A 22,427-nucleotide genomic window follows, 5' to 3' on the forward strand; every position below is an offset into this window, starting at 1 on the left:
ATCAATCTCTTCTTTCTTTATTTAATCAACTTGTTTGTATAGCACGTGAAGAAGCTGCTGTTGATCAAAAGGTTTCGTCATAAAATCTTTTGCACCGTTTTTAAGTGCCTTTACGACATTCTTTTGTTGACCAACTGCTGTAATCACGACAATTTTTGCATTTTTGTCATATTCATAAATTGCTTTCGTCGCTTCTAACCCATTTTTTATCGGCATCGTAATGTCCATCGTCACAATATCTGGATGTAATTTTTTGTATTGTTCGATTGCTTCTTCGCCATTTTCCGCTTCTCCAATTACGTCAAACCCTTGTCCTGCAATCATCCGCTTAATCGTTTCACGAATAAACAACGTATCATCTACTACTAATACAGTGTGCATATAATTCCCCCCGCAAACAAATAAACTATAATATAAAATTCTTTAAATTGCGAATCAAAAACCGATAAAATCGCCATATATAGGTATAAATAAACGATTTAACGTACTCATTTGGTCAAAAAATAATAAAATACCGACGATGACCATAATTATGCCACCAATTTTAAAGAACAGTTGCATTTTATTTTTCACCCATGTTAATTTTGGTACGAAAAAAGCGAGTGTCAAGAAAGGAAGACTAAATCCGATGACATAGCTTGCCATATAATTTACCGCATGCGTAGGGGCAGTCGCAGCCAAGAAGAAAATCGATGCTAAAATAGGACCCGTGCACGGTGTCCAACCGACAGCAAATACGAGACCTATTAAAATCGAACCGAAAAAACCTGTTGGTCGATTTTTCAATGTAACACGTCGTTCTTTTAAAAGAAAACGTGGTGTCCAAATCCCGACCATTACACAGCCGAAAAAGACGATGAAAATCGCACCTACTTGACGAATAAGCTCATCGTATTCAAAAAAGAGTGCACGAATCCACGTCGTGCTATACCCTAATGCAATAAATACGAGTGAAAATCCTATTAAAAAGCAAATTGTATGTAAAATGGCCGTACGCTGTTTCATTCCACCGTTACGTAAATGGTCAGAAGAAACACCTGTAATATACGATAAAAAGGCTGGATATAATGGCAAAGTACAAGGAGAAATAAAACTGAACAAACCTGCAGCAAAAGCAATATAAATCGTTAAATCCATATTCATTCCCTCCTACTCATATAAGTATCCCATATAATTATGAAATAACTGTGAACTTACGAACACAAATGAACGTTTTTATCGTAATCAATCTATGGGTGATTTGCAACACGAAAAAATGACTTCTATATAAACATAACAAAAAAACGAACAGCCCTCTGTCTGTTCGTTTGTTGAAGAACATATGTACATGTCCTAGATCGGCTTAGAATCCCCTCTGTCATTCATCCACCAATAAAATTTATAATGATTTCGCTAATTCTAATTGTTTCTTCACTTGATCGAAACCCGTTCCCCCAAGAGAATGACGACGTTTTACAGCAGCTTCTGGTGCTAATACGTCGTATACATCCGCTTCAATTAAATTGCTACCTTCTTGCATATCTTCTAGAGATAAATCAAGTAAGTAAATGCCTCGTTGAATACATGTGAAAACAAGTTTCCCTGTCACTTCATGTGCCTCACGGAATGGCATGCCTTTTGCGGCTAAATAATCGGCAAGTTCTGTCGCATTGGAGAAGTCATTGTGGACGGCTTTATGTAGCACGTCTTTATTCACTGTCATCGTACGAACCATGCCTTCGAAGATTTTCAATGCGCCGACAATCGTATGTAACGTGTCGAACATGCCTTCTTTATCTTCTTGCATATCTTTGTTATACGCGAGTGGAATTCCTTTTAGAACCGTTAGTAAGCCCATTAAATTCCCATACGTACGGCCCGCTTTACCACGAATTAATTCGGCCATATCTGGATTTTTCTTCTGTGGCATAATGCTTGAACCCGTTGAGAAAGAATCATCTAAATCGATGAATTTAAATTCATCTGTTGACCAAAGAATGATTTCTTCAGCAAAACGTGATAAGTGTGCCATCATAAGCGCCCCGTTTGATAAAAATTCAACGATGAAATCACGATCACTAACCGCATCAATTGAGTTTTGATACACATTAGAGAAGCCTAATAGTTTCGCACTTAATTCACGGTCAATCGGGAAAGTCGTACCCGCTAAGGCACCCGCACCAAGTGGTGAAATATCAATACGTTTCACAGATTCTGTAAAGCGTTGTTTATCACGTTCTAACATCCAGAAATATGTCATTAAATGATGTGCAAATGAAATTGGCTGTGCACGTTGTAAATGCGTATAACCTGGTGCTAACGTTTCAATATTGTCCTCTGCTTGCTCGACAATAGTATCTTGTAACTGTTGAATTAATTCAATTACTTCGACGACACGTTTTTTAAGGAATAAGTGCATGTCTGTTGCCACTTGGTCATTCCGGCTACGTCCCGTGTGTAATTTACCACCAACTGGTCCGACTAAATCCGTCAACATTTTTTCAAGATTCAAATGAATATCTTCATTTTCTACTTTAAATTCTAGTTCATTGTTGTCAGCTTTTACTTTTAATTGTTCTAAGCCGCCTTTGATTGTTTCTACTTCATCAGCTTTTAAAATACCACATTCTCCAAGCATCGTTACGTGAGCTATGCTGCCCTCGATATCTTCTGTAACGAGTTGTTGATCAAAACCGATTGAAGCACCAAATTCATCTACCCAAGCTTCAGCAGATTTTTGGAAGCGACCGCCCCATGCTTTTCCGCTCATTAGTTTTTACCTACTTTTTTACCGTTCACGATAGCATTTACTTTCGTTGGAAGACCCCATAATTCAATGAAACCTACAGCTGAGTTGTGGTTGAACTCATCATCTTTCGTATACGTTGCTAATTTTTCATCGTATAAAGAGTTTGGTGATTTACGTCCTTCAACGATTGCATGACCTTTGAATAGACGTACACGTACCGTACCATTTACGTATTGTTGTGTATTTTTGATGAATGCTTGAATTGATTCACGTAATGGAGAGAACCATAAGCCGTTATAAATAAGTTCAGTTAATTGTTTTTCAACGACTGGTTTAAAGTGAGCTAATTCTTTTACTAATGTTAAATCTTCTAATTCTTTATGTGCGATTAATAATGTATGTGCACCTGGGATTTCATATACTTCACGAGATTTAATTCCTACAAGACGGTTTTCGATGTGATCAATACGTCCAACACCGTGTTTTCCAGCAAGTGCATTCAATTTTAAAATCATTTCAGATAATTTGTATTCTACACCATCTAATTTCGTTGGGACACCTGCTACGAATTCGATTTCGATAATGTCCGCTTCATCTGGTGCATCTTCAATTTCAACTGTTAAGTCATAAGCATCTTTCGGTGGTTTTGCCCAAGGATCTTCTAAAATACCACATTCATTTGCACGGCCCCATAAATTTTGGTCGATTGAGAATGGTGAGTCTAAGTTGATTGGAATCGGAATATTACGTTCTTTTGCATATTCGATTTCTTCTTCACGGCTCCAGCCCCATTCACGAACAGGTGCTAACACTTCTAAATCTGGGTTTAATGCGTTGAAAGCAACTTCAAAACGAACTTGGTCATTCCCTTTACCTGTGCAACCATGTGCAACAGCTGTAGCACCCGTTTTTTCAGCAATTTCAACTAATTTTTTAGCGATTAATGGACGAGATAATGCAGATACTAGTGGATATTTTTGTTCATACCATGTATGACCTTGTAAAGACATTAGAGCGAAATCATCAGCAAACTCATCTTTTGCATCGATGACGTATGATTCAACTGCGCCTACTTTAAGTGCTTTTTCTTTTACGTGTGTTAAGTCTTTCCCTTCACCTACGTCTAAGCAACAAGCTACGACTTCGTATCCTTGTTCTTGTAACCATGTGATTGCAACCGATGTATCTAAACCGCCTGAATAGGCAAGTACTACTTTTTTGTTTGTCATAATGTTTTCCTCCAAAGTTGTAAATTAAATTGTATTTTTATACGTTTATATTTAATATTTATGCATTTATAATAGCATGTAATTTTTATTAGCGCAAGTGTATTTTTATAAATTTTTAAAAAAAGGTGTGAATTTTAATTTATCGTTGGTATACATTATGAAACACCCTATTTTCTATACGATATTTTTTTAACTTTTCGCATATCAATCATTTTTTATGCAAAATAAATGTATATAAAGGATGTTTTATGCATATTTATTTCATTTTTTATTAAAAAAGGACTTTCCGAACAATTCCACCATTTTTGGAGAAATCGTATAGAGCTTGCTAGAAACCCCCATATACCAAGGAATATTAACTTCTCTTTTCCGTGTATGAATCGTATGAACTGCTTTTTCAGCGACTATTTCTGGTTTCAACAATATGCGGCCCATCGCTTTTCTATACATCGCTGTTTGATCGGCATGGTCAATAAACGGTGTGTCAATTGGTCCAGGATGGATGACTGTTACCGCAATGTTTCGTTGTTTTAGTTCTAGACGAAGAGCATTCGTATAGCCAATTAATGCATGCTTCGTCGCAGCATAAACACTCGCTTTAGGCGTCGCAACCTTTCCTGCTTGTGACCCGATAAAAATCAACTGCCCCCCATCCGGTAATTGATGAAGTAAATCACGTGCCATTTTCATCGGTACTTCTACGTTTAATTTCAACATATTTTCGATGGCTTCATCACGTATACGATCAGCATATTCAAACGTTCCTACGCCTGCACTTAACATAACGACATCCACTTGATTGATTTGTTCAATGAAGGCTTTTCTTTGTCCGTCATTTAATAAGTCTACTTGTGCTATTTCCGCACCTTCTTGTTTTAACAGCGCTAATTTTTCCTTATTTCTTCCTGTCGCAATAACGTGTTCGCCTTTTCCGCATAAAATTTTCACGATTTCAAATCCGACGCCAGACGTCGCACCTGTCACTAAAAAGGTTTTACGTTCTTTCATATAATAAAACTCCTTCATGATTGAGCGTAGCTTTTAATCGATTTTGTTCGACTAAATAATCGAGTTGCCCAATCGTAGACGATAATGTAAGTCCGAGTTGTTGAGAAATTTTCGTTGGAAATACACGTTCTGTAATTTCAAATGCTGAAAGGGGAGCATCGATAAGTGCTAACACTTTTTCTGCTCGACTTTGTTGTTTGTTTAATCGCTGTTCAATGAGTTCTACACTATTTAATACAGCGTCTCCATGGCCTGAAAAAACAGTTTCAAGCTCATATGAAGCTAATTTTTTTAATGATGCATTGTATTGCAGTTGAGATTTCGGACGTGGCATCGTCGGATCAAGCGGTGGCTCAATCAATGGATTAGAAGCAATCAATTGAATGAGTAAATCTCCACCGAATGCATATCGTTCATTCTCATTCACGAACATTAAATGGCTCTGCGCATGACCTAATGTTTCAACTGCACGTAAATGTGGGTGTCCTGGAATCGGGTCTCCATCTTTTAAAATAGTCGTTAATGGTTTAGAACCCATATAGGCCACTTCTCTCGTCATTTTTTCTATCCAGCGATTGTAAGCGCTCGGAACACCTTCTTCTCGCAATTGGTTTAAATAAAAACGCGCTTGGTATTCAAAAAAAGCTTCATTTCGTTTTAAGAAGAAATCATTGTACGCATGTCCTAATACAGTTGCATTCGTAAATAAATCCGTTAAGCCAATATGATCTGGATGATGATGCGTTAAAATGATTTGTTCGATATCTGTAACCTCGTAACCTTGTTCCGAAATAGCTTGAATCATTGCTTCTTCTGCCGCCGGAAAATTAGTTCCCACATCGACAATCGATAACGTGTCTCCTACGATTAAAAAGCTATTAGCATTTCCTATTCCGAACGGTGTCGGCGTTTCAATTTGAATAATTTTATCCATAATACTCACCTAACTTTTCTCTTTTTTGATTTATAATTTCTCATTTTCTAATAATTCTAATTTTAACATTGACTTTCAAATTTTCCACCTCTATAATTCACATAACTCAAGCATTTAAAAGGTTTTCTCTTCTTTTAATCGAATTATAGTAACGACGTCAACATGTTTGTGCCTGAGGGAAAACATGTTTTTTATTTATAGGAGGTCACATAGTGAATAACATATTATTTTACGGAGCAGGTTCCATCGCAGAAGCGATTATTCATGGTCTTGCGAAAAAATCATTTATTCGAAATGAAAATATTTTCGTTACGAACAAGCAAAACAAAGCAAAAATCCAAACATTGCATACGACATACGGAGTAACACCCGTCGAAAATTTAGAAACGACGATTCAACAGTCCGACTTAATTATTTTAGCGATGAAACCGAAAGATGTAGCGGAAGCACTCGAAAAAATCAAAAAGGTGATTCAACCGAATACACCGATTTTATCTATTGTAGCGGGATACAGTATGGATTCGATTGCGAAAATCGTTCAAAACCGCCCACTCATTCGTATGATGCCAAATACGTCTGCACAAATTGGTCAAAGTACGACGGGTGTTGCTTTTAACGAAGCCGTGACAAATAACTTAAAAAAGAAATCCAGATGTTATTGCAAACGTTCGGAACTGTCGTCGAAGTGCAAGAAGATCAATTGCATGCCGTTACCGCTCTTTCAGGAAGTGGCCCTGCTTACTTTTACTATGTCGTCGAAGCGATGAAAGAAGCAGGACTTGCATATGGGTTAACGAGTGATGTTGTTGACCAATTAATAGTTGAAACGATGGCGGGTGCTGCCGAAATGTTAAAACAAGTAGACGAAGAGCCTGCAACACTTCGCAAAAAAATTACGAGTCCAGGCGGTACAACAGCTGCTGGGATTGCCGCTTTACAACAATTTGATGTCAAGCAAGCGTTTATTGAATGCGTCGATGCTGCTGAGAAAAAATCACGCGACCTTGCGAATAGCTAGAGATTCATTAAAAAACACGTTCAAAAGAAGGAACCCGTATGAGTGCTTCTTTTGAACGTGTTTTTATTTTTACGTATATTACTGAATATGAAACGTAGCGTGACTATATCCTTCACTTTGTTTTTTCACTTCAAGAACTGCTGGGATCGCTTCTTTCAATCCTCGAACATGTGAAATAACCCCAATCATTCGACCAGATTTTTGTAAATCTACGAGCGTGTCGATTGCTTTGTTTAACGCTTCATCATCTAGCGTTCCGAATCCTTCATCAATAAACATCATATCCATTTGCATTTGCCCTTGGCTACTTTGAATAATATCACTGATTCCAAGTGCTAAACAAAGAGAGGCATTGAATTTCTCACCGCCAGACATCGTTTTGACGTCGCGTTCTAATCCGGTATAGGCATCGTATACGTCCAACCCGAGACCACTTTGCTTCCCTCTCGCTTCTAAACGGTCACTTCGGCGTAATTCAAATTGTCCATTTGATAATTTCCGTAATCGAATATTTGCCGCTTCAATAATTTGCTCTAAATACTCAATTTGTAAATACCGTTCAAAAGACATTTTTTGACGATTTTGACCGCGAAGTAAATCGTATACGTGTACGATTTCTGTCGCTTTTGCCGTCAGCTGTTGGATTTTCTCTACCATCTCTGTCACTTGTTGTTCAAAATGCTTGAAATCCTTCACTTGTTGAACACTATGCGCGAGAGAATCATTTGCGGCCACTACCTTTTCTTTTACATGCGCTGCTTCTGTTTGCAATACCGTTACGTCCACACGTTCTTTCCCTTCGTAAACAGCTAAAGCAGTTAGTTGATTTTTGACCGAATAACTTTGTTGTTCATACGATTCATATGTCGTTTTAAACGTCTCATATTGCGGAATTTGACGTTTAATTTCTTGATAATGTGCTCCATCACGAAATTGTTGCAGCACACGCTCTTGGAAAGACTGAAGCGCGACTTGTAATCGTTCTTCTGTTTCTGTTGCTTGTGTTCGGCGATTTATAACGTTCGTTTCACAAATGACGAATTGATTTTTCGCTTGTTGAAGTGCATCTGTTGCACGCTCAACCGTTTGCTCAATCGCCTTTTGTTCCATTTCTAAGCGCTGAATCTCTTTTGTCAGTTGATCTTTCGACGTATAATTTTCAGGCAATTTTTGAAGTAAATCGTCTAAACGTGCACGATTTGCCGCGACGCGTTGCTGCAATTCATATACGTGTTGTTCTACTTGCTTACATCGTTGTTCGTTCACTTCTATATGTGACGCCATCTCATCTAAAGTACGTCGGTCGACTACGAGTTGTTGCTGTTTCGTTTTTAAATGCCCCACTCGTTGCTCTAATTGTTTCACTTGCGTAACATCATACGGTTCGCTCAAGTCAATCCCTAATTGAATACATTGCTGTTCCACTTGTCGTACGGTCGTTTCACTACTTTCATACGAGGCTTTCACACGATAAAACGCATTTTGGCGCGTATCTAATTGCATTTTCGCTCGTTCAAATTCTTGCTCATCAAATGAAACGACTTCTTTTTGTGATAAATCGTGATGTGAAGAACCACAAACAGGACATGGCTCGCCTTCTACTAACTCTTGAGCTAAAACGAACGCTTGATTTGAAAGCCAACTCGCTCGAAGTTGTTCATAATGCGCCGAGGCTTCTTTGTACAACTCGTCTGACTGCAGGACTTCTTGGCGCATCGAGTTGAATGTCTGATTCGCTGTCATCCATCGTTCCATTTGTTGAACATTTTGCATTTCTTTATACAAGTTTTCTTGTAACGACGGAAGAGAAGCCACTTCTTCTTCTATTTGTCGAATCGCTTGTTGCTTCTCATTACGCACACGACGAGCTTCTTCAAGTACGTGGCGTTCTTTTATGAGTTTCTCTTCCATTTGCTGTTGCTCTGTTTGTAGGACTACTTGTTCAGATTGTAATTGCTGCAGTTGCTCAAAAAGAGGGAGTAGCGGGACTAATGCTCTCAACTCACGTTCTAAATGCGGAATTTGTTCTTTCGCTGTCATCGCTTGCTCGTAACGTTGTTGTTGTTCGTTCAGTCGTGTTACCGCTTGTTCTTTTTCTGTTTCAAGCGTTTGAATGAGTGTCTGTAATTTCGTCAGCTGTTGCTTTTCTTTTTTATACTGTTCATCATACGGCGTAATTTTTTCCGCATAGGTAATTAATTGCACCGTATGTTTCAAATGTTCCATCGCTTCTTTTTCACGCGCTAATTGTTTCGCTTGTCTTTTGAGTGCTTGTAGTTGATCAATTTGTTCATTCAATGATTCGGCTTGTCCGAGTGCTTGCATTTTCTCATCATAATGCGTCGATAACTCACGCACACGCTTTTCTAAATTAGGAATAGTTTCTTCAACAAATTGTCGTTCTACTGCCATTGCATTTTTCAGTTGTGCATTCGTAAAATCATTTTGTTGAAAAACAGATGCAAGTTCACTCTCCTCGCGTAACACGATGTTTTGTTGGATCGTATGATACAGTTGCTGTTCCATTAATTGCGCTTCGTCTAATTGTTTTTGTGCATCATTTCTTTTTTCTTTTAATCCTTCGACAATTTTTCCGTACTTCATCGTCTTAAACAACTTACGTAAAATTTCTTCTTTGTTTTCTGTATCAGACGTTAATAACTTTTGGAATTCCCCTTGTGGTAGCATGACAATTTGTTTAAATTGTTCTTTCGTAAGCCCTAATAATTGTTGGATTTTTTCGGCAATGTCCGTTGCTTTTTGTTGGTCAACGAGCGGTATTTCTTGACCATCAATGATTTCGTACAATTCGACTTTACCAGGTGTTTCACTTTTATTGCCTGCTTTTTTGTACGGCAATTGTCTGAAAATACGATACAATTTTTGTTGAATTTCAAATTGTAATTCAACAGTCGTCGCTACGTCCTCTTCTGCAAATTGACTACGTAAATTTCTTGCTTCTTGCCGGTCCTCTCCACTCGCTGTGCCGTACAACGCATATAAAAGTGCATCAAAAATTGTCGTTTTCCCAGCACCTGTCGCCCCAGAAATGACGAATAATCGCTGTTCTCCTAACAGACGAAAATCAATTGTTTCACAATTTTTATACGGACCAAACGCCGTCATTTTTAAGAGTTTTGGTTGCATGATGCACTGCCTCCTTCACGTTCACTTTGTAATTGCTCTTCTAATAGTTGTTCAAACAGTGCTTTTATCGATGGAGATACGTCTTTTTGCTCCATTTCTTTATAAAAAGCTTCAAACAACTCCGTATCACTCATTTGTTGTTTTTGAACATTATTTTTTGTATCGTCCCGTTCTAAATAAACCATTTTACGCGTCACATGCATCGCATTCGGATACACTTTACGAACTTTTTCCATTGGAGATAAAACTGGTTGTTCGTCTAATAACGTAACAAATACATAATCTTCATTTCGCTCATGCGTTAATAAATCCGCCATTGTCGCTTCAATCGAACGCATATCTCGCTTCGGCATAAGTAAATTCTTTTGCACAGTACATTGCTCAGACGACAATTCAATGACTAAATAGCCTTTCTTATGCTTTTGCTCTGAAATAGAATATTTTAAAGGTGATCCTGCATAGTGTATTTTTTCATCTAATACGAAATGCGCACCGTGTAAATGTCCGAATGCCGCATAATCAAATGGCATAAATAAGGCCGCATCAATACATTCGGTCCCCCCAATGGATAAAGGACGTTCCCCTTCGCTATCATTTTCAAGCTGTTCGCCGCCTTTTGTAACAAATGCATGCCCGACAAATACGTTACGAATAGACGGGTCCATTTTTTCTGTGATCGATGCGATAATTCTCTCCATCGCTTGTTGATGCGTTCGAATCGTATCATCTTCAAATTCAAAGCGAACTTCTGAAGGGTCCATAAAAGGCACCGGCCAAAAATCAACTAATCCTTCCGCATCTTTTAATCGAATAGCTTGGCTATCTTGATGCCATTTCCCGACCATATGTAAACCACTTTTCTCCATTAATGAAGAAGCAAAATCAATTCGACTCGCACTATCATGATTCCCCGCAATAGCAATGACCGGAATACCGAGCGTCAAAACAAGCTCATTCAATGTATCATCTAATAGTTGCACCGCTTCTGTCGGCGGAATAGAACGATCATATAAGTCTCCTGCCACGAGAATCACATCAGGTTGAATATCTTTCATCTCATCTATAAATTTACGTAAAATATATCGTTGATCTTCTGTCATATAAATGCCTTGCACGAGCTTTCCTAAATGCCAGTCTGCCGTATGTACGATTTTCATATAAATTACCTCCTATATATGTATTATAACAAGAAAAACCTGTCGAGTAGAAAGTTCACTTTCTACCAGACAGGTTCCATTCATTTAAAACATTCCTTTGTATAAAACAAACGCAATCACAACCGGTACGACGTACGTCATAAGGGTGCGCCAAATCGTGTAGTACGTTTTAGAAATATGACTGCCACTGAAAAATTCTTTTTCAATAACTTTTTTATCTACTTTATGCACGATAAACAATGCAATTAATAAGTTTCCAAGTGGCAACAAAATATTGCTGACTAAATGATCCGTCGCATCAAATATCGTTTGACCAAATATCGTAAAATCACTTAATGTTGAATAAGAAAGTGCTGCTGGAATAGCTGCTGCAAAAATGACAACACCTAGTACCCACGTAATACGTTTCCGAGCATTCGGCACTTTTTCTTCGACTGCAGCGACGATAATTTCGTACAAGCTAAAGCTAGACGTTAATGTCGCAAATAAAAACAGCAATAAGAAAATCGCAAAGAATACTTCACCGAATGGCATATGTCCGAATACAGACGGCAGCACGACAAAAAGAAGACCCGGTCCATACGTCGGTTCAAACCCTCCCGCAAACACTGCTGGAAAAATTGCGAGACCTGCTAATAAAGAAACGACGATATTCATAATGACAACAGAGCTCGCCGCACTCGGCAAACTTTCTTCCTTTTTCAAGTAAGAACTGTACGTCACCATACATGAAAAACCGACTGCTAGTGCGAAGAACGATTGCCCTAACGCATACAATACGCCTTCCCCTGTAATTTTTGTAAAATCAGGTTGTAAAAAGAAACGTACACCTTCCATCGCACCGTCTAACGTTAAAGAACGGACGACTAAAATGATGAAAAATATAAAAAGCAAAGGCATCATAAATTTATTTGCTTTTTCAATACCATTTTGAACACCTAAAGAAATAATCAATACGTTGAACAGCGTAAACAAAGCGACACCTATAATCGTCATTGATGGACTACCTGTAACTTGACCGAACAATACGTCCGGTGGTGTAGAAGAAATCGCTGTTCCTGTCAGTGCTTTGATCGTATAAAGTAAAATCCAACCACCGACAACGCTATAAAATGATAGTAATAAGAAACAACCAACGACGCCCAGTTTCCCAATCCAAGCAGTCACGGATTTCGGTGCAAGTTTTTTATATGCTGATACAGCTTCTTTTTGTGTACTTCTACCGATTAAAAATTCTGCAATTAACATCGGTAAACCAATTAATAACGTAAAAATGACAAATAGTAAAAAAAATGCGCCCCCACCATTTTGTCCTGTTTCGTATGGCATTTTCCAAATCGCTCCAAGCCCAATTGCGGCACCTGCTGAAGCTAAAATGAAGCCGAGTTTCGTCGACCATTGCCCTTTTTCTTGCATAAAAACTCCTCCAAACTCTGCTCTACCGATAAAATCGGATTCGTCTTAATGTACGAAGCTTTCTCCATACGCAAACGAATACCGTTATTCTACCATAAAAAAAGCATTCATTTGATTCAGTTTCGTGAAATTTTATGCTTTCTTCGGTAAAATCATTAAAGAAGACACCGTATCGCCTACAAGTTTTCCATTTTGTTCGATTTCTACTTCTGCATACATAATAGAACGTCCTTTTCGTTTAATCGTCGCATGGAAAAGTGCCGTCCCGATGAAAAGTGGTTTATGAAACGTCGTTTGTAAATTAATGCTCGAATAGCCTTGGTCCGCGTCGACGAGAAGTGCGCCTGCATAACCAATCGCAACGTCTGCTACAGCGGCAGTAAATCCTCCGAGTGCAATGCCTGCTCTATTTAAATGTTGTGACTCAATCGTCCACTCACACGTCACTTTTCCATTTGCTAAATCTCCTGAAACGACTTTCACCCCAAGTAATTTTTCACATTCTGGTATGTCAATTTTCCCTTCAATCACATCTTGTATCGTCGTCATAAAAATCCCCTCTTTCTCTTTTATACTATTATATGCTCGAATAAGTAAAATTGCACTAAAAAATGAATAACTATTCACTAATGTTTTAAAAATAAGGAGCCTTCGAGCCAACTCAAAAAGTTCGTTACTTATTCAACTAAATAAAAAACAAAAATGACGCTACGTATTGGCAGCGTCATTTCTATATTGAAAGATAAGTTGTTCTCATCTCATACAATTTTTCAATTAAATCGTTGCGACTTGTTTTTGAACAGCTGGTTCTGACCAAGCTAATGTGTCTAAAAACTTCGCCGTATCCGCGAATACTTGTTCACGCTCTTTACCGAGTGTAATAATATGTCCTGAATTGTTGTACCAAATTAATTCTTTTTCAGGTGTTTCTACCGTATCAAAAATAAATGGTGCGCTTTGTTGATACAAAATATCGTCTAATTTTCCTTGTAAAACAAGTGTCGGTGTATGAATATCTTCAATTTCTTCACTCGTATGTTGAATTAATTTTTGTACTTCTGTTAATGCAGAACGGTCCAACATCTCAAGTTCATCTAATTCCATTTCAATTTGAGCTTCTGGTTTTCCTTCTAGACGTTTATACACTTCTGCATATTTATAAAGACGTTCAAATAAACCATCTTTTGAACGACGTTTAATCGGTGCACACATAGAAACAACCCCTTTTACCGGGAACTCTGCTCCTACTTTTAGTGTGAATACACCACCCAATGAAATACCTGCGACTGCAATTTCGTCGTATCCTAAATCTTTTAAGTGTAAATAACCGCGTGTTACATCTTCCCACCAGTATTTCGCACCATATTTCAAGATTTCTTCCGGATCCACACCATGACCACGGTACATCGGTGCATGACAAGTATAGCCTCTTTTATTTAAAAATTGTCCCAATTTTTTCACGTCTTTCGTGCTTCCTGTAAAGCCATGCAATAATAATACGGCACGTTTGCCGCCTTCCAATGTAAATGGTTGAGGTGCTAGTAATTTCATCTACAACGTCTCCTTTTATATTTACCCGTTTTAATATGTCAATTTTTTATAATATCAAATGTATTTTTTATGAATAAGTTGCACAAATTTTGTACACAACTTTAAGCTACATACACTCTAACACCTTTTATCAATAATGTACACAATATAAACCTCAATTTACTTATGCATTTTTGTAATAGGTTTTATACCTTTCAGTCCATCTATAAACCGCGTTATAATAAGGTTTCGTGAAGGTTTTCACATACTTCACGAACTTTTGATTTTATATTTTCATGAAATTCAATATGAATTTGCGATAAAACTGTTCTGAATTAGAAATTTTACGATAAAACGCTTTCATTTTTTTGAAAATACGAACAATAAAAAAAGAAATGCCTCTCATTCTTCAGATACATTTCTTTCTTTTCTCAAAAAATAATTACTTTTACGCAAATAAATTTACACATTTATATTTTTTGTTTGCTGTTTGATGCACGTTTCAAAGTCACGATACTGTTGTTGTTGCCTATCTCTCGCTTTTCGATACAACTGTGTAGCCTCTAGTGCATGAGCATCCGATTGCAAAATGGCTCTCATATACGCCCATTCTTTATTTAAAAATATGTATCGTGCTTCCATATAAGCAATAAACAATTGTAAACAATCTGCCCCTATATCCGTTTGTTGTTGCTTTAACATCATAATTTCTTTTTGTAAACTTTCGTGAAACTGACGAATTTCGTCTACTAACTGTTCTGGAAGCTGTTTCGTCTCCACAACTTTCTCTCTTACTTCTTTATGTAAATGTTTTTCAAAAATATCATTTTGAGATCGAATCGAAAATTGTTTGTAGCTTCCCCATAATTGTTGCTGCAATTCTAAAAAAAGTTGCTTCTCATTACTTAACCTCGAACGTTTTGGTTTCACTACAATGAATAAAATGATGATAATAAGAAAAATAATCACGAGCATTTCCATATTCAAAAGCTCCTTTCCACAGCTAATCAAACAACTCTATTCCATTATAAAATAGGTAACGTATCGTTCGATGTAAATTCTCTTATTTTTCATACTTTTTTGGAATTATGCATGAATACAACATTTTATGTTCAAAATAACGTTTCCTCCCTCAAACTGTTATATAATAGTTTTACTATTCCATCTAAAGGGGCAATCAATTATGAAAGTTTCAACAACGAAATTAGAAAAAGAAGATGCAAAAATTGTTTATCAAGAAACAGCTGGACTTGCGATTATTACGATTCGTCGCCCACAAGCGAAAAATGCTTTAACAGCCAATATGTGGCAACAATTAAAAGTAATCGCACTTCAAACATTACAAAACCCTAAAAACAAAGTATTAATGATTCGCGGGTATGGTGAAAATTTCACAGCAGGATCAGACATTAAAGAATTTCATTCGATTTCTTTAGACGAAGCAGAAGCAGCATTTGTCGCAATGGAAGATACGATTGCGACAATTGAACGTCTCCCGCTTCCTACAATTGCGATTATTAATGGCCCTGCGATGGGTGCCGGATTAGAACTTGCTTTAGCTTGTGACTTACGAATTGGTTCAGAACAAGCGAAACTAGGCATTCCTGTTGGCAAGTTGGGCATCACACTCAACAATAAATTTGCACAACGTCTCGTACAACTCGTCGGTCCTAGTTTAACGAAAGACCTTGTTTTTACAGGGCGTACGTTAAAAATGGAAGAAGCGTACCGCGTCGGTATGCTAAATTATACGTCATCTGTAGACCAACTAGATCGCTACGCGTTTCGCTTAGGGAAACTTGTCGCCTCTATGTCACCCGCTTCCTTACTAGCTGTCAAACAATCTGTACAGCAATGCAACGATTCGGCACCTGATTTATGGACAAGTTCAACACCATTTGTAGACCATCTAGACTTTCCAGAAGGTGTGCGTGCATTTGTTGAAAAACGTCCTGCTCAATTTTCGCGAACAATCCGATAAACAAACATTTAAAGAGACTGGGACAAAACACGTCATTTTTCTTTTTTAGCGTTCGCAACGAAAAACCGGAACCGCGCCACAGCGCGATTCCGGTTTTTCTTATGCTCATATGAGAGGTGATTTCTACACGTATGTCCCAGCCTCTTTGTTTTAAAGTGATTTCACTAAGTTATACCATACTTCTCCCGCATGCTGAGAATCTGATATGCCTTCATTCACATACCCTAACTTTTCATAATACGATACTAAATGGGTTAAGCACGTCAAAGAAATCGCTTCACGTTGTTGTCGTGTGGCTACGTCTTCTAATTGCTCCATTAGTTTTTGACCAACACCTAATTTTCGATAAGCTGGATCGACTGCTAAACTTAGTATACTTTGGATACCGCCTATTGCCAGGTTATTCGTCAAGGTTTCAAACTGATCGTCCGTTATGTAGCGCTTCGTCATAACATTCCCTACGACAAAACCAATTACCTGATGTTCATGCTCAGCAATTAAAAAGCTGTCTGGAATCTTTTGAATACGTTCTGCCATAGCAGCTTCTGAAGCCGCTTCCTCTACAGAAAAGCCTCGTCGTTCGATTTCCATAATAGAAGATAAATCTTTTTTCATCACTTCTCGAATCATCATACTATGCTTCTTCTCCTCGTACCACTTCAATAAGATGGAGTGTAAAATTATCAAACTGTAAATCAAATCGCTCATTCATAAGTGCTACAACTTCCTTTTGTGTTTCAGTTAACAAAGGCCCTAATTGATGATGAAGTGGAATACAAATAGCTACATAAACACGTAATGAAGGCAGCGGTAATAAATTAAACTGTAAATCTCGGATAGTTACGTACGGATTTCTTTCAATAATTTCTCGAAATTCGTTCGGCATTTGTTGAATGTCGATCGTCGTTTGTGCTTGATGAAAATCCGGTTGTACAATCGTCGTTTCGCCAATTTTTTCGCTTTTTAACGTAAAAATTTCCATCCCTTTTCGAATGAGGCGGCTAAAAAAGTTTTGTTCGATTTGTTGCATCGGTACAGGCATCGTATGTTGTCCTGCAACATGACGCATAAAACGTGCTAAGCGAATTTCGGTTTGTGTACGAATGCTATCAATTGAAATGATTTCTGTAATTTCCACCTGTAATTTTTCAGCAATTTTTTTAAGCATTTTTTCAGACGTACCAATAATGAGTAACTTTTTCGGTTTCGTTTCAGCAATAGCGCGTTGCACTTCTACCGCATGTGCCTCTTCTGTAAAAATAGCACGTTTCACCGCTTTAATCGTATTTTTTCAAACTTTGCGGACGTACCTGCTTGTTTTTCCCTTTATAAATATAAAGACCATCATCAATAATACCTTCAATTTGATGCTCATATGCATAGCCTAACGCAGCTGTACTTTTCCCTGTTCCACTCGGTCCATTTAATGCATAAACAATCATCGTTCCTCACCTAAAATATATCGTTTCAACGCATGTGCTACACCGTTCTCTGCATTAGATTTCGTAACAAAAACGGCTAAATCTTTCACTTCTGTTACGGCATTTCCCATCGCAATTGGGACACCCGCAAACGTTAACATCGAAATATCGTTTAATTGATCCCCAATCGCTAACACTTGGTGCTGTTGTAATTTCAACCGTTTCGATAATTGTTTCAACCCAACACCTTTATTCGCCGTTTTCGCATTCACTTCCATATTTTGAAGGAATGAACTCGTCACCGCATATCCTTTCGCTACACAAGCATCCCATGCTTCTTGGCGATCTTCTGCCGATGTAAAAAACAAGTTAAACTTATCGATTGGTTTTTGTAATAGTTCCATAAACGTATGGATATTTTCAACCGTATGACGCGTCGATAAAATATAATCAACGAACGGTCCTGCACCGTACTTTTCTAGTTGTTGATATACGCTTTCTTGTATGAAAATTTCACCATCTACGTACACTTCAATACGCATATCATATTTTTTTAAAATGGACATAACGTCCATCGCATTTTCATATGGAATTGTATTTTCAAACAACTTTTCACCTGTTTGATTGTCCCAACAAGCAGCGCCATTTCCTGTAATCAAATACGGAATATACTTTAATTGTTTGCGTTCACTTTCTAATTCACTCAATGTTCGACCTGTACAAATACAAACCGCTACATTTTTTAATAAAACACGTTCAATTGTTTGTTTCGTTTCTTCAGCAATCGTTAAATCGGGCAATAATGTCGTCCCATCCATATCGAGTGCTACTAATTGAATTTGTTGCATGTTACACCATCCTTTTCACTACAAATATGCGCGGAACAATACCCCACAAATAACGGTCCATAATAAAAAGAGCGTTATTTGTAATTTTTTAGACATGACCATCAAAGCGATAAACTCTCTCGTAAAAGCATTCGGCAAATAATAACTAGCTGTCGGTGAGCCAACACCTTGTGCTCGCAACTTCACTTTTCTTGCGTATAAGCTTGCCCGGAATACGTGAAAATTATTCGACACGAACAATCCTTTTTTATCTGGGCACTGTTGATCAATAATCTTTTTTGAAAACAAGAAATTTTGATACGTATTAACCGATTGATCTTCAATGAACAAGCGACTTTCTACTAAATCTTTATGATGCTCCATAGCGTACGCTTTCATTGCAAATCCTTCAGAAACGAGTTCGTCTGAACCTTGTCCTCCTGAAAAAATAAGCACAGCCTCAGGATTTTTCCGCCAAATATCCACTGCTTTATTAATTCTACTCGCAAGAAGTGGCGGCACTTTTTTACCAATCAACCCTGAACCAAGCACTACAATGTATGCTGGCTTGTACGTTACTTTTCTAAAATGATACAAAATGGCGTATACGGTCGTACTCGTAAATAAATACAACACATATAACAACATACAAGCAAAATAAAGGAATAGGATTTCTTGCGCCGCGGAAGCGTTTCCTACGAATCGAGAAATATAATACCAGACGACCATTCCGATCATCGCTACACCGAATGCGCTAAATAATAAATTTTTTAATCGGCGACCTTCTTTTTCCAATAATATTTTACTACTAAAAAATGTTAAACTGCTTAATATTAATAACGTAATTGGAATAATAGCAAAAAACAATAAATAATAAAATTGTGCGACTCGTGGTGATTCTTTCGTAACATCAGGCAATATATACACTAAGGCAACTGTCAAAATCATTGCCATTGTCAAACCGAGAATGTACACATTTATAAAACGTCTCGGTTCGATAACATATACGAATATCGTCAGTGCTACAAAAAATGAAATGATAATCCAAATCAAATTGATCCCTCCCAATCATTGTATTCCCTAACTATTCAAATGTATGTGTTTTTATTTTCTTTTCTAACGATTCGTAGACGAACTGTCTACACGCTTCACTTAACGTCGTTTTCTTCGGATGAATAATGTCCCCGTATGGAATATTTCCTACGATACGAACCATCCCTTTATGCGTTGTCGCTTGTGCTACATCACGTACTTGGAATGTAACAAATACGGTCTGTCCATTTTTCACATAATCTAGTATCGAAAATTCAAACATCTATTTCACTCCTTTAGAACAATAAAACCGCGAAGATCGCGGCTTCAACAAGTTATTTTTTTGTTTTCTTTAATTGTTCTTCTATTTCTTTTTCTCGTGCCACTTGTTGTTTCGCACGTTTATATTGCATTCGAAGTTGGAACACACTCACAATTAATACAATGATAAAAATCGGTTCCGTCGGTTTTAATCCTACTGCAGATTGTCCACCGAACATCGGCATTAAAACAATCAATGCTAAGATGAATACGATGACGCGTAACTGCATCCAAAAATTTTGAATTAACGAAATTTTCTTTTCTGGATAAAAACAAACAATTAAAGCAATCACAATTACTATGTAAAAAGGCGTTGATGGTATGCTTTGCCAAATAGCCAAATCATGAAATTGATCTCGTAATAAGACGATAAAAAATTAGTAACAATGCGATACTTTCTTTCAAAACTTTCACATATATCCCCTCCAAGTTTTAAGAATAGCAAACTCCCTTCCGGATTGCTATACAGAGGAATGAAAATAACACAATTGTTCCATAAAATACGTTCCAGAGTGGATACGTACATTTTTTGCATACAAAAAAGGAAGCGCCCGTCAAATTCCACTTAAAAGAAGTTTCTTTTTCACTGTCTCACTTTCGTGGGTCAGTTTCTATATCGATACTGTCTTTGTTCGAAGTCGAAGATGTAGTTTCTGTAAAAAATAAGACAAAAAGAGCTGCTAGAATATTAACATCATAGCAGCTCTTTTATTTAACTGATAGTTTGTCCAGTCTCTTTATTTTCTATTATTGTTTATTGATTGTCGTCGTATGATCTAATAAATAAGAATTTTCATAGTTAACTTCTGTATCTACAGGTAAACTTAATTGTTTTTGCAGTTCTTGACGTACAGATAATACACTATCTTGTTTCAATTTATAGTAATATGTTCCAGTCGTCATATCGTCATAGCCATCTAATGATAAATTCGTAATAGACGGCTTACCATTTTGAACATAAGCAAACAATGATTTCATCGTGTCAAATGACATATTAGTCGTCATATTATCACCGATTGCGGTAATAAGGCTGCTATATTTTGTCATCGACGTTGCTTCTGTCGCTTTGCTTACAATGGATTCTAAAATCATTTGTTGACGTTTCCCACGTTCAATATCGCTATCTTGGTGACGTGTTCTCGCAACAGCAAGTGCTTCTCGTCCATCAACTGTCTGAACACCTTTTTTAAGGTTTACTGTTCGCTTATCATTTTCATCTAATTCTTTCATATCATACGGTACATCTACTTCGATACCATCTAGCGCATTTACGACATCAATAAACGCATTAAAATTCACTTCTACGTAATAATCAACCGGTACATTTAATAAATTTTGTACAGTATCAATCGTACTATCAATCCCACCGAAAGCATGTGCATGATTTATTTTCGTCGCATATTGCACACTTGGAATATACGTATAAGAATCTCGAGGAATGCTTAATAGCTTAATCGTTTTGTCTTCATTGTTTAGCGTAGCAAGCATTAAAGCATCCGATCTTGCATGACTTGAGCCTTGCCCACGTTCTTCGCTATCATCAATTCCGACAATTAGAATAGATAAATCATCTGTTAATGGCTCCACTTTTTCTTCACGCATAGAAGATTTCACATCGCGTGATGAATCATATGACTTGGCAACGGTTTGTTCACTTTTTTCATACAAATAATAAGCATATCCCCCAATAACAGATAAACCCATTACGAGCAAGCAACTAAGCGTCAATATGACGCCTTTAAACTTTTTCTTTTTCTTCCTCTTTTTCATATTCCATGCTCCCTTATATATAAGTAGTTAATTCGATTGTATTCTAGCTATTAGACGTCCCTATATTGTGAAAGTTTCATAATAAAACGACACATACGAAAGTACGTGTCGTTCGATCGTTATTTTTTGATTATACCATTTTTTTCATTATAAAACGGAATAAATCTCCATTTATTATAATATTTGACTTCCTCATCTTTTCGAATAGTCGTCCATACACGGTACATAAAACGTCGAAGTAGTTAATTTTTAACCTGTTTTACGATTATAAAACGTTTTTCACTTATATACAACATTTGATTCATTTGTATAGAGCAAATGACTTAAGTATTTTTGAAATCGATTCATTAAGAACCGATGTATAAAATCGTTTGAGCGATTGCAATATAAAAGGCAGCATATTGAATCGGTGCTGCTTCAAAAATTTCTAATTGTAATTCAAATTCATCATTTTGTTCGTTAAAATGCGCAAGCCATCTTGCGTATTCCACATCTTCATATTCAAAAACAGACCAATCGTCCATTTCTTTATGAAGATTCATGACGATTGTGCCATTCGTAATTCTTAAATCTGGAATTAAATCTCGCCATCCTACGTAACCAATTTCAAAAGGAGTATATCCTTCTAAGTCTGCACGGTAATAAATGCGACCTTTTCGAGAAATTTTTTTGCATTTCGCAATCGGTTCTCCATCTATTTCTGCAACGTGTAGAACAAAATATTTATGATCCATCGCTGCATTCATCCATTTTGTCACACTATTTTTAAACGTTCTTTGGCAATAGCCTACCGCTTGATCTTGGTCATTTAATACGATACATTTCGGTGTTTTCGTAATCGTATTCGGATGTTTGTATGTATACGTTCTCATCGCTAATCCTCCTTTACATATAAAAACACCTATCAC

The 22,427-nt window shown here is 37.1% G+C and carries 24 protein-coding genes; 3 read left to right on the top strand and 21 right to left on the bottom strand.

Translation table 11 applies throughout. The features are described 5' to 3' along the window. Positions 1-21: 21 nt before the first annotated feature. The 6 genes from KSHG_RS01065 to KSHG_RS01090 form a co-directional block, all read right to left on the bottom strand. The gene (locus tag KSHG_RS01065; RefSeq protein ID WP_010300579.1) at positions 22-381 is read right to left on the bottom strand and encodes a response regulator; all 360 of its coding nucleotides are present in this window, start codon (positions 379-381) and stop codon (positions 22-24) included. Positions 382-435: 54 nt separating this feature from the next. Then, on the bottom strand, positions 436-1,143 hold the full coding sequence (locus tag KSHG_RS01070; RefSeq protein WP_026022467.1) for a cytochrome c biogenesis CcdA family protein: 708 nt from the start codon (positions 1,141-1,143) through the stop codon (positions 436-438). Between the two features lie 235 nt (positions 1,144-1,378). Further along, positions 1,379-2,749: an argininosuccinate lyase gene (argH, locus tag KSHG_RS01075; RefSeq protein WP_010300584.1), complete on the bottom strand. Its 1,371-nt coding sequence runs from the start codon at positions 2,747-2,749 to the stop codon at positions 1,379-1,381. Then, positions 2,749-3,957, bottom strand: a complete 1,209-nt coding sequence (locus KSHG_RS01080) for an argininosuccinate synthase (RefSeq protein ID WP_010300587.1) — start codon at positions 3,955-3,957, stop codon at positions 2,749-2,751. The genes argH and KSHG_RS01080 overlap by 1 nt, the downstream gene beginning before the upstream one ends. Before the next feature lie 261 nt (positions 3,958-4,218). Next, complete coding sequence (locus KSHG_RS01085) at positions 4,219-4,965, bottom strand: SDR family NAD(P)-dependent oxidoreductase (protein WP_010300590.1); 747 nt, start codon at positions 4,963-4,965, stop codon at positions 4,219-4,221. Further along, a complete protein-coding gene (locus KSHG_RS01090) occupies positions 4,952-5,899 on the bottom strand; it encodes an MBL fold metallo-hydrolase (protein ID WP_010300593.1) in 948 nt (315 codons plus the stop codon). Before KSHG_RS01090 ends, KSHG_RS01085 begins: the two co-directional genes overlap by 14 nt. 212 nt (positions 5,900-6,111) lie before the next feature. Here KSHG_RS01090 and KSHG_RS15810 point away from each other — a divergent pair, with 212 nt between their 5' ends. Then, positions 6,112-6,666, top strand: coding sequence for a pyrroline-5-carboxylate reductase family protein (locus KSHG_RS15810; protein ID WP_235728327.1), 555 nt, complete (start codon positions 6,112-6,114; stop codon positions 6,664-6,666). Beyond that, entirely contained in the window at positions 6,552-6,917 is a 366-nt protein-coding gene (locus KSHG_RS18645; RefSeq protein ID WP_235728328.1) for a pyrroline-5-carboxylate reductase family protein, read from the top strand. The genes KSHG_RS15810 and KSHG_RS18645 overlap by 115 nt, the downstream gene beginning before the upstream one ends. A gap of 78 nt (positions 6,918-6,995) precedes the next feature. Here the strand turns inward: KSHG_RS18645 and KSHG_RS01100 are convergent, their stop codons facing one another. The 6 genes from KSHG_RS01100 to KSHG_RS01125 form a co-directional block, all read right to left on the bottom strand. Next, the gene (locus KSHG_RS01100) at positions 6,996-10,064 is read right to left on the bottom strand and encodes an AAA family ATPase (protein ID WP_010300596.1); all 3,069 of its coding nucleotides are present in this window, start codon (positions 10,062-10,064) and stop codon (positions 6,996-6,998) included. Beyond that, complete coding sequence (locus KSHG_RS01105; protein WP_010300598.1) at positions 10,046-11,221, bottom strand: exonuclease SbcCD subunit D; 1,176 nt, start codon at positions 11,219-11,221, stop codon at positions 10,046-10,048. Before KSHG_RS01105 ends, KSHG_RS01100 begins: the two co-directional genes overlap by 19 nt. An 84-nt stretch (positions 11,222-11,305) precedes the next feature. Further along, the gene (locus KSHG_RS01110; protein WP_010300600.1) at positions 11,306-12,637 is read right to left on the bottom strand and encodes a sodium-dependent transporter; all 1,332 of its coding nucleotides are present in this window, start codon (positions 12,635-12,637) and stop codon (positions 11,306-11,308) included. A 132-nt stretch (positions 12,638-12,769) separates the two neighbouring features. Next, complete coding sequence (locus KSHG_RS01115) at positions 12,770-13,186, bottom strand: PaaI family thioesterase (RefSeq protein WP_010300603.1); 417 nt, start codon at positions 13,184-13,186, stop codon at positions 12,770-12,772. A 225-nt stretch (positions 13,187-13,411) separates the two neighbouring features. Then, the gene (locus tag KSHG_RS01120; protein ID WP_010300605.1) at positions 13,412-14,188 is read right to left on the bottom strand and encodes an alpha/beta hydrolase; all 777 of its coding nucleotides are present in this window, start codon (positions 14,186-14,188) and stop codon (positions 13,412-13,414) included. A gap of 441 nt (positions 14,189-14,629) precedes the next feature. Continuing rightward, entirely contained in the window at positions 14,630-15,148 is a 519-nt protein-coding gene (locus KSHG_RS01125; protein WP_010300608.1) for a hypothetical protein, read from the bottom strand. Positions 15,149-15,350: 202 nt separating this feature from the next. Between KSHG_RS01125 and KSHG_RS01130 the strand changes: the two genes are divergently transcribed. Beyond that, entirely contained in the window at positions 15,351-16,148 is a 798-nt protein-coding gene (locus KSHG_RS01130; protein WP_010300612.1) for an enoyl-CoA hydratase/isomerase family protein, read from the top strand. A 150-nt stretch (positions 16,149-16,298) separates the two neighbouring features. Here the strand turns inward: KSHG_RS01130 and KSHG_RS01135 are convergent, their stop codons facing one another. The 9 genes from KSHG_RS01135 to KSHG_RS01170 form a co-directional block, all read right to left on the bottom strand. After that, the gene (locus KSHG_RS01135) at positions 16,299-16,781 is read right to left on the bottom strand and encodes a GNAT family N-acetyltransferase (protein ID WP_010300616.1); all 483 of its coding nucleotides are present in this window, start codon (positions 16,779-16,781) and stop codon (positions 16,299-16,301) included. A 1-nt stretch (position 16,782) separates the two neighbouring features. Beyond that, positions 16,783-17,421: a hypothetical protein gene (locus KSHG_RS15815; RefSeq protein ID WP_010300619.1), complete on the bottom strand. Its 639-nt coding sequence runs from the start codon at positions 17,419-17,421 to the stop codon at positions 16,783-16,785. Between the two features lie 4 nt (positions 17,422-17,425). Then, positions 17,426-17,590, bottom strand: a complete 165-nt coding sequence (locus tag KSHG_RS18195; protein ID WP_010300622.1) for an ATP-binding protein — start codon at positions 17,588-17,590, stop codon at positions 17,426-17,428. After that, a complete protein-coding gene (locus KSHG_RS01145; protein WP_010300625.1) occupies positions 17,587-18,417 on the bottom strand; it encodes a Cof-type HAD-IIB family hydrolase in 831 nt (276 codons plus the stop codon). The genes KSHG_RS18195 and KSHG_RS01145 overlap by 4 nt, the downstream gene beginning before the upstream one ends. A gap of 18 nt (positions 18,418-18,435) precedes the next feature. Continuing rightward, positions 18,436-19,449 (bottom strand): YdcF family protein, encoded by a 1,014-nt coding sequence (locus tag KSHG_RS01150; protein WP_010300628.1) that lies wholly within the window; start codon positions 19,447-19,449, stop codon positions 18,436-18,438. Between the two features lie 31 nt (positions 19,450-19,480). After that, positions 19,481-19,711, bottom strand: a complete 231-nt coding sequence (locus tag KSHG_RS15820) for a hypothetical protein (RefSeq protein WP_010300629.1) — start codon at positions 19,709-19,711, stop codon at positions 19,481-19,483. A 52-nt stretch (positions 19,712-19,763) separates the two neighbouring features. Further along, a complete protein-coding gene (locus KSHG_RS01160) occupies positions 19,764-20,090 on the bottom strand; it encodes a hypothetical protein (protein ID WP_010300632.1) in 327 nt (108 codons plus the stop codon). 406 nt (positions 20,091-20,496) lie between these two features. Beyond that, on the bottom strand, positions 20,497-21,519 hold the full coding sequence (locus KSHG_RS01165) for an LCP family protein (RefSeq protein ID WP_010300636.1): 1,023 nt from the start codon (positions 21,517-21,519) through the stop codon (positions 20,497-20,499). 347 nt (positions 21,520-21,866) lie between these two features. Continuing rightward, a complete protein-coding gene (locus KSHG_RS01170; RefSeq protein WP_010300640.1) occupies positions 21,867-22,391 on the bottom strand; it encodes a tubby C-terminal domain-like protein in 525 nt (174 codons plus the stop codon). Between the last annotated feature and the right edge of the window lie 36 nt (positions 22,392-22,427).

It is taken from the genome of Kurthia senegalensis (assembly GCF_000285595.1).
Taxonomy (GTDB): Bacteria; Bacillota; Bacilli; order Bacillales_A; family Planococcaceae; genus Kurthia; species Kurthia senegalensis.

Bases quoted from the DNA above. Each gene is read 5' to 3' on its own strand.
- KSHG_RS01115 (WP_010300603.1), bottom strand. From the start codon at position 13,186: ATGACGACGATACAAGATGTGATTGAAGGGAAAATTGACATACCAGAA.
- KSHG_RS01145 (WP_010300625.1), bottom strand. From the start codon at position 18,417: ATGCAACAAATTCAATTAGTAGCACTCGATATGGATGGGACGACATTA.
- KSHG_RS01065 (WP_010300579.1), bottom strand. From the start codon at position 381: ATGCACACTGTATTAGTAGTAGATGATACGTTGTTTATTCGTGAAACG.
- KSHG_RS01090 (WP_010300593.1), bottom strand. From the start codon at position 5,899: ATGGATAAAATTATTCAAATTGAAACGCCGACACCGTTCGGAATAGGA.
- KSHG_RS01130 (WP_010300612.1), top strand. From the start codon at position 15,351: ATGAAAGTTTCAACAACGAAATTAGAAAAAGAAGATGCAAAAATTGTT.
- argH (WP_010300584.1), bottom strand. From the start codon at position 2,749: ATGAGCGGAAAAGCATGGGGCGGTCGCTTCCAAAAATCTGCTGAAGCT.
- KSHG_RS15820 (WP_010300629.1), bottom strand. From the start codon at position 19,711: ATGTTTGAATTTTCGATACTAGATTATGTGAAAAATGGACAGACCGTA.
- KSHG_RS01135 (WP_010300616.1), bottom strand. From the start codon at position 16,781: ATGATGATTCGAGAAGTGATGAAAAAAGATTTATCTTCTATTATGGAA.
- KSHG_RS01110 (WP_010300600.1), bottom strand. From the start codon at position 12,637: ATGCAAGAAAAAGGGCAATGGTCGACGAAACTCGGCTTCATTTTAGCT.
- KSHG_RS01125 (WP_010300608.1), bottom strand. From the start codon at position 15,148: ATGGAAATGCTCGTGATTATTTTTCTTATTATCATCATTTTATTCATT.
- KSHG_RS01100 (WP_010300596.1), bottom strand. From the start codon at position 10,064: ATGCAACCAAAACTCTTAAAAATGACGGCGTTTGGTCCGTATAAAAAT.
- KSHG_RS01070 (WP_026022467.1), bottom strand. From the start codon at position 1,143: ATGAATATGGATTTAACGATTTATATTGCTTTTGCTGCAGGTTTGTTC.
- KSHG_RS01105 (WP_010300598.1), bottom strand. From the start codon at position 11,221: ATGAAAATCGTACATACGGCAGACTGGCATTTAGGAAAGCTCGTGCAA.
- KSHG_RS18645 (WP_235728328.1), top strand. From the start codon at position 6,552: ATGTTATTGCAAACGTTCGGAACTGTCGTCGAAGTGCAAGAAGATCAA.
- KSHG_RS01085 (WP_010300590.1), bottom strand. From the start codon at position 4,965: ATGAAAGAACGTAAAACCTTTTTAGTGACAGGTGCGACGTCTGGCGTC.
- KSHG_RS01165 (WP_010300636.1), bottom strand. From the start codon at position 21,519: ATGAAAAAGAGGAAGAAAAAGAAAAAGTTTAAAGGCGTCATATTGACG.
- KSHG_RS01170 (WP_010300640.1), bottom strand. From the start codon at position 22,391: ATGAGAACGTATACATACAAACATCCGAATACGATTACGAAAACACCG.
- KSHG_RS01120 (WP_010300605.1), bottom strand. From the start codon at position 14,188: ATGAAATTACTAGCACCTCAACCATTTACATTGGAAGGCGGCAAACGT.
- KSHG_RS01080 (WP_010300587.1), bottom strand. From the start codon at position 3,957: ATGACAAACAAAAAAGTAGTACTTGCCTATTCAGGCGGTTTAGATACA.
- KSHG_RS18195 (WP_010300622.1), bottom strand. From the start codon at position 17,590: ATGATTGTTTATGCATTAAATGGACCGAGTGGAACAGGGAAAAGTACA.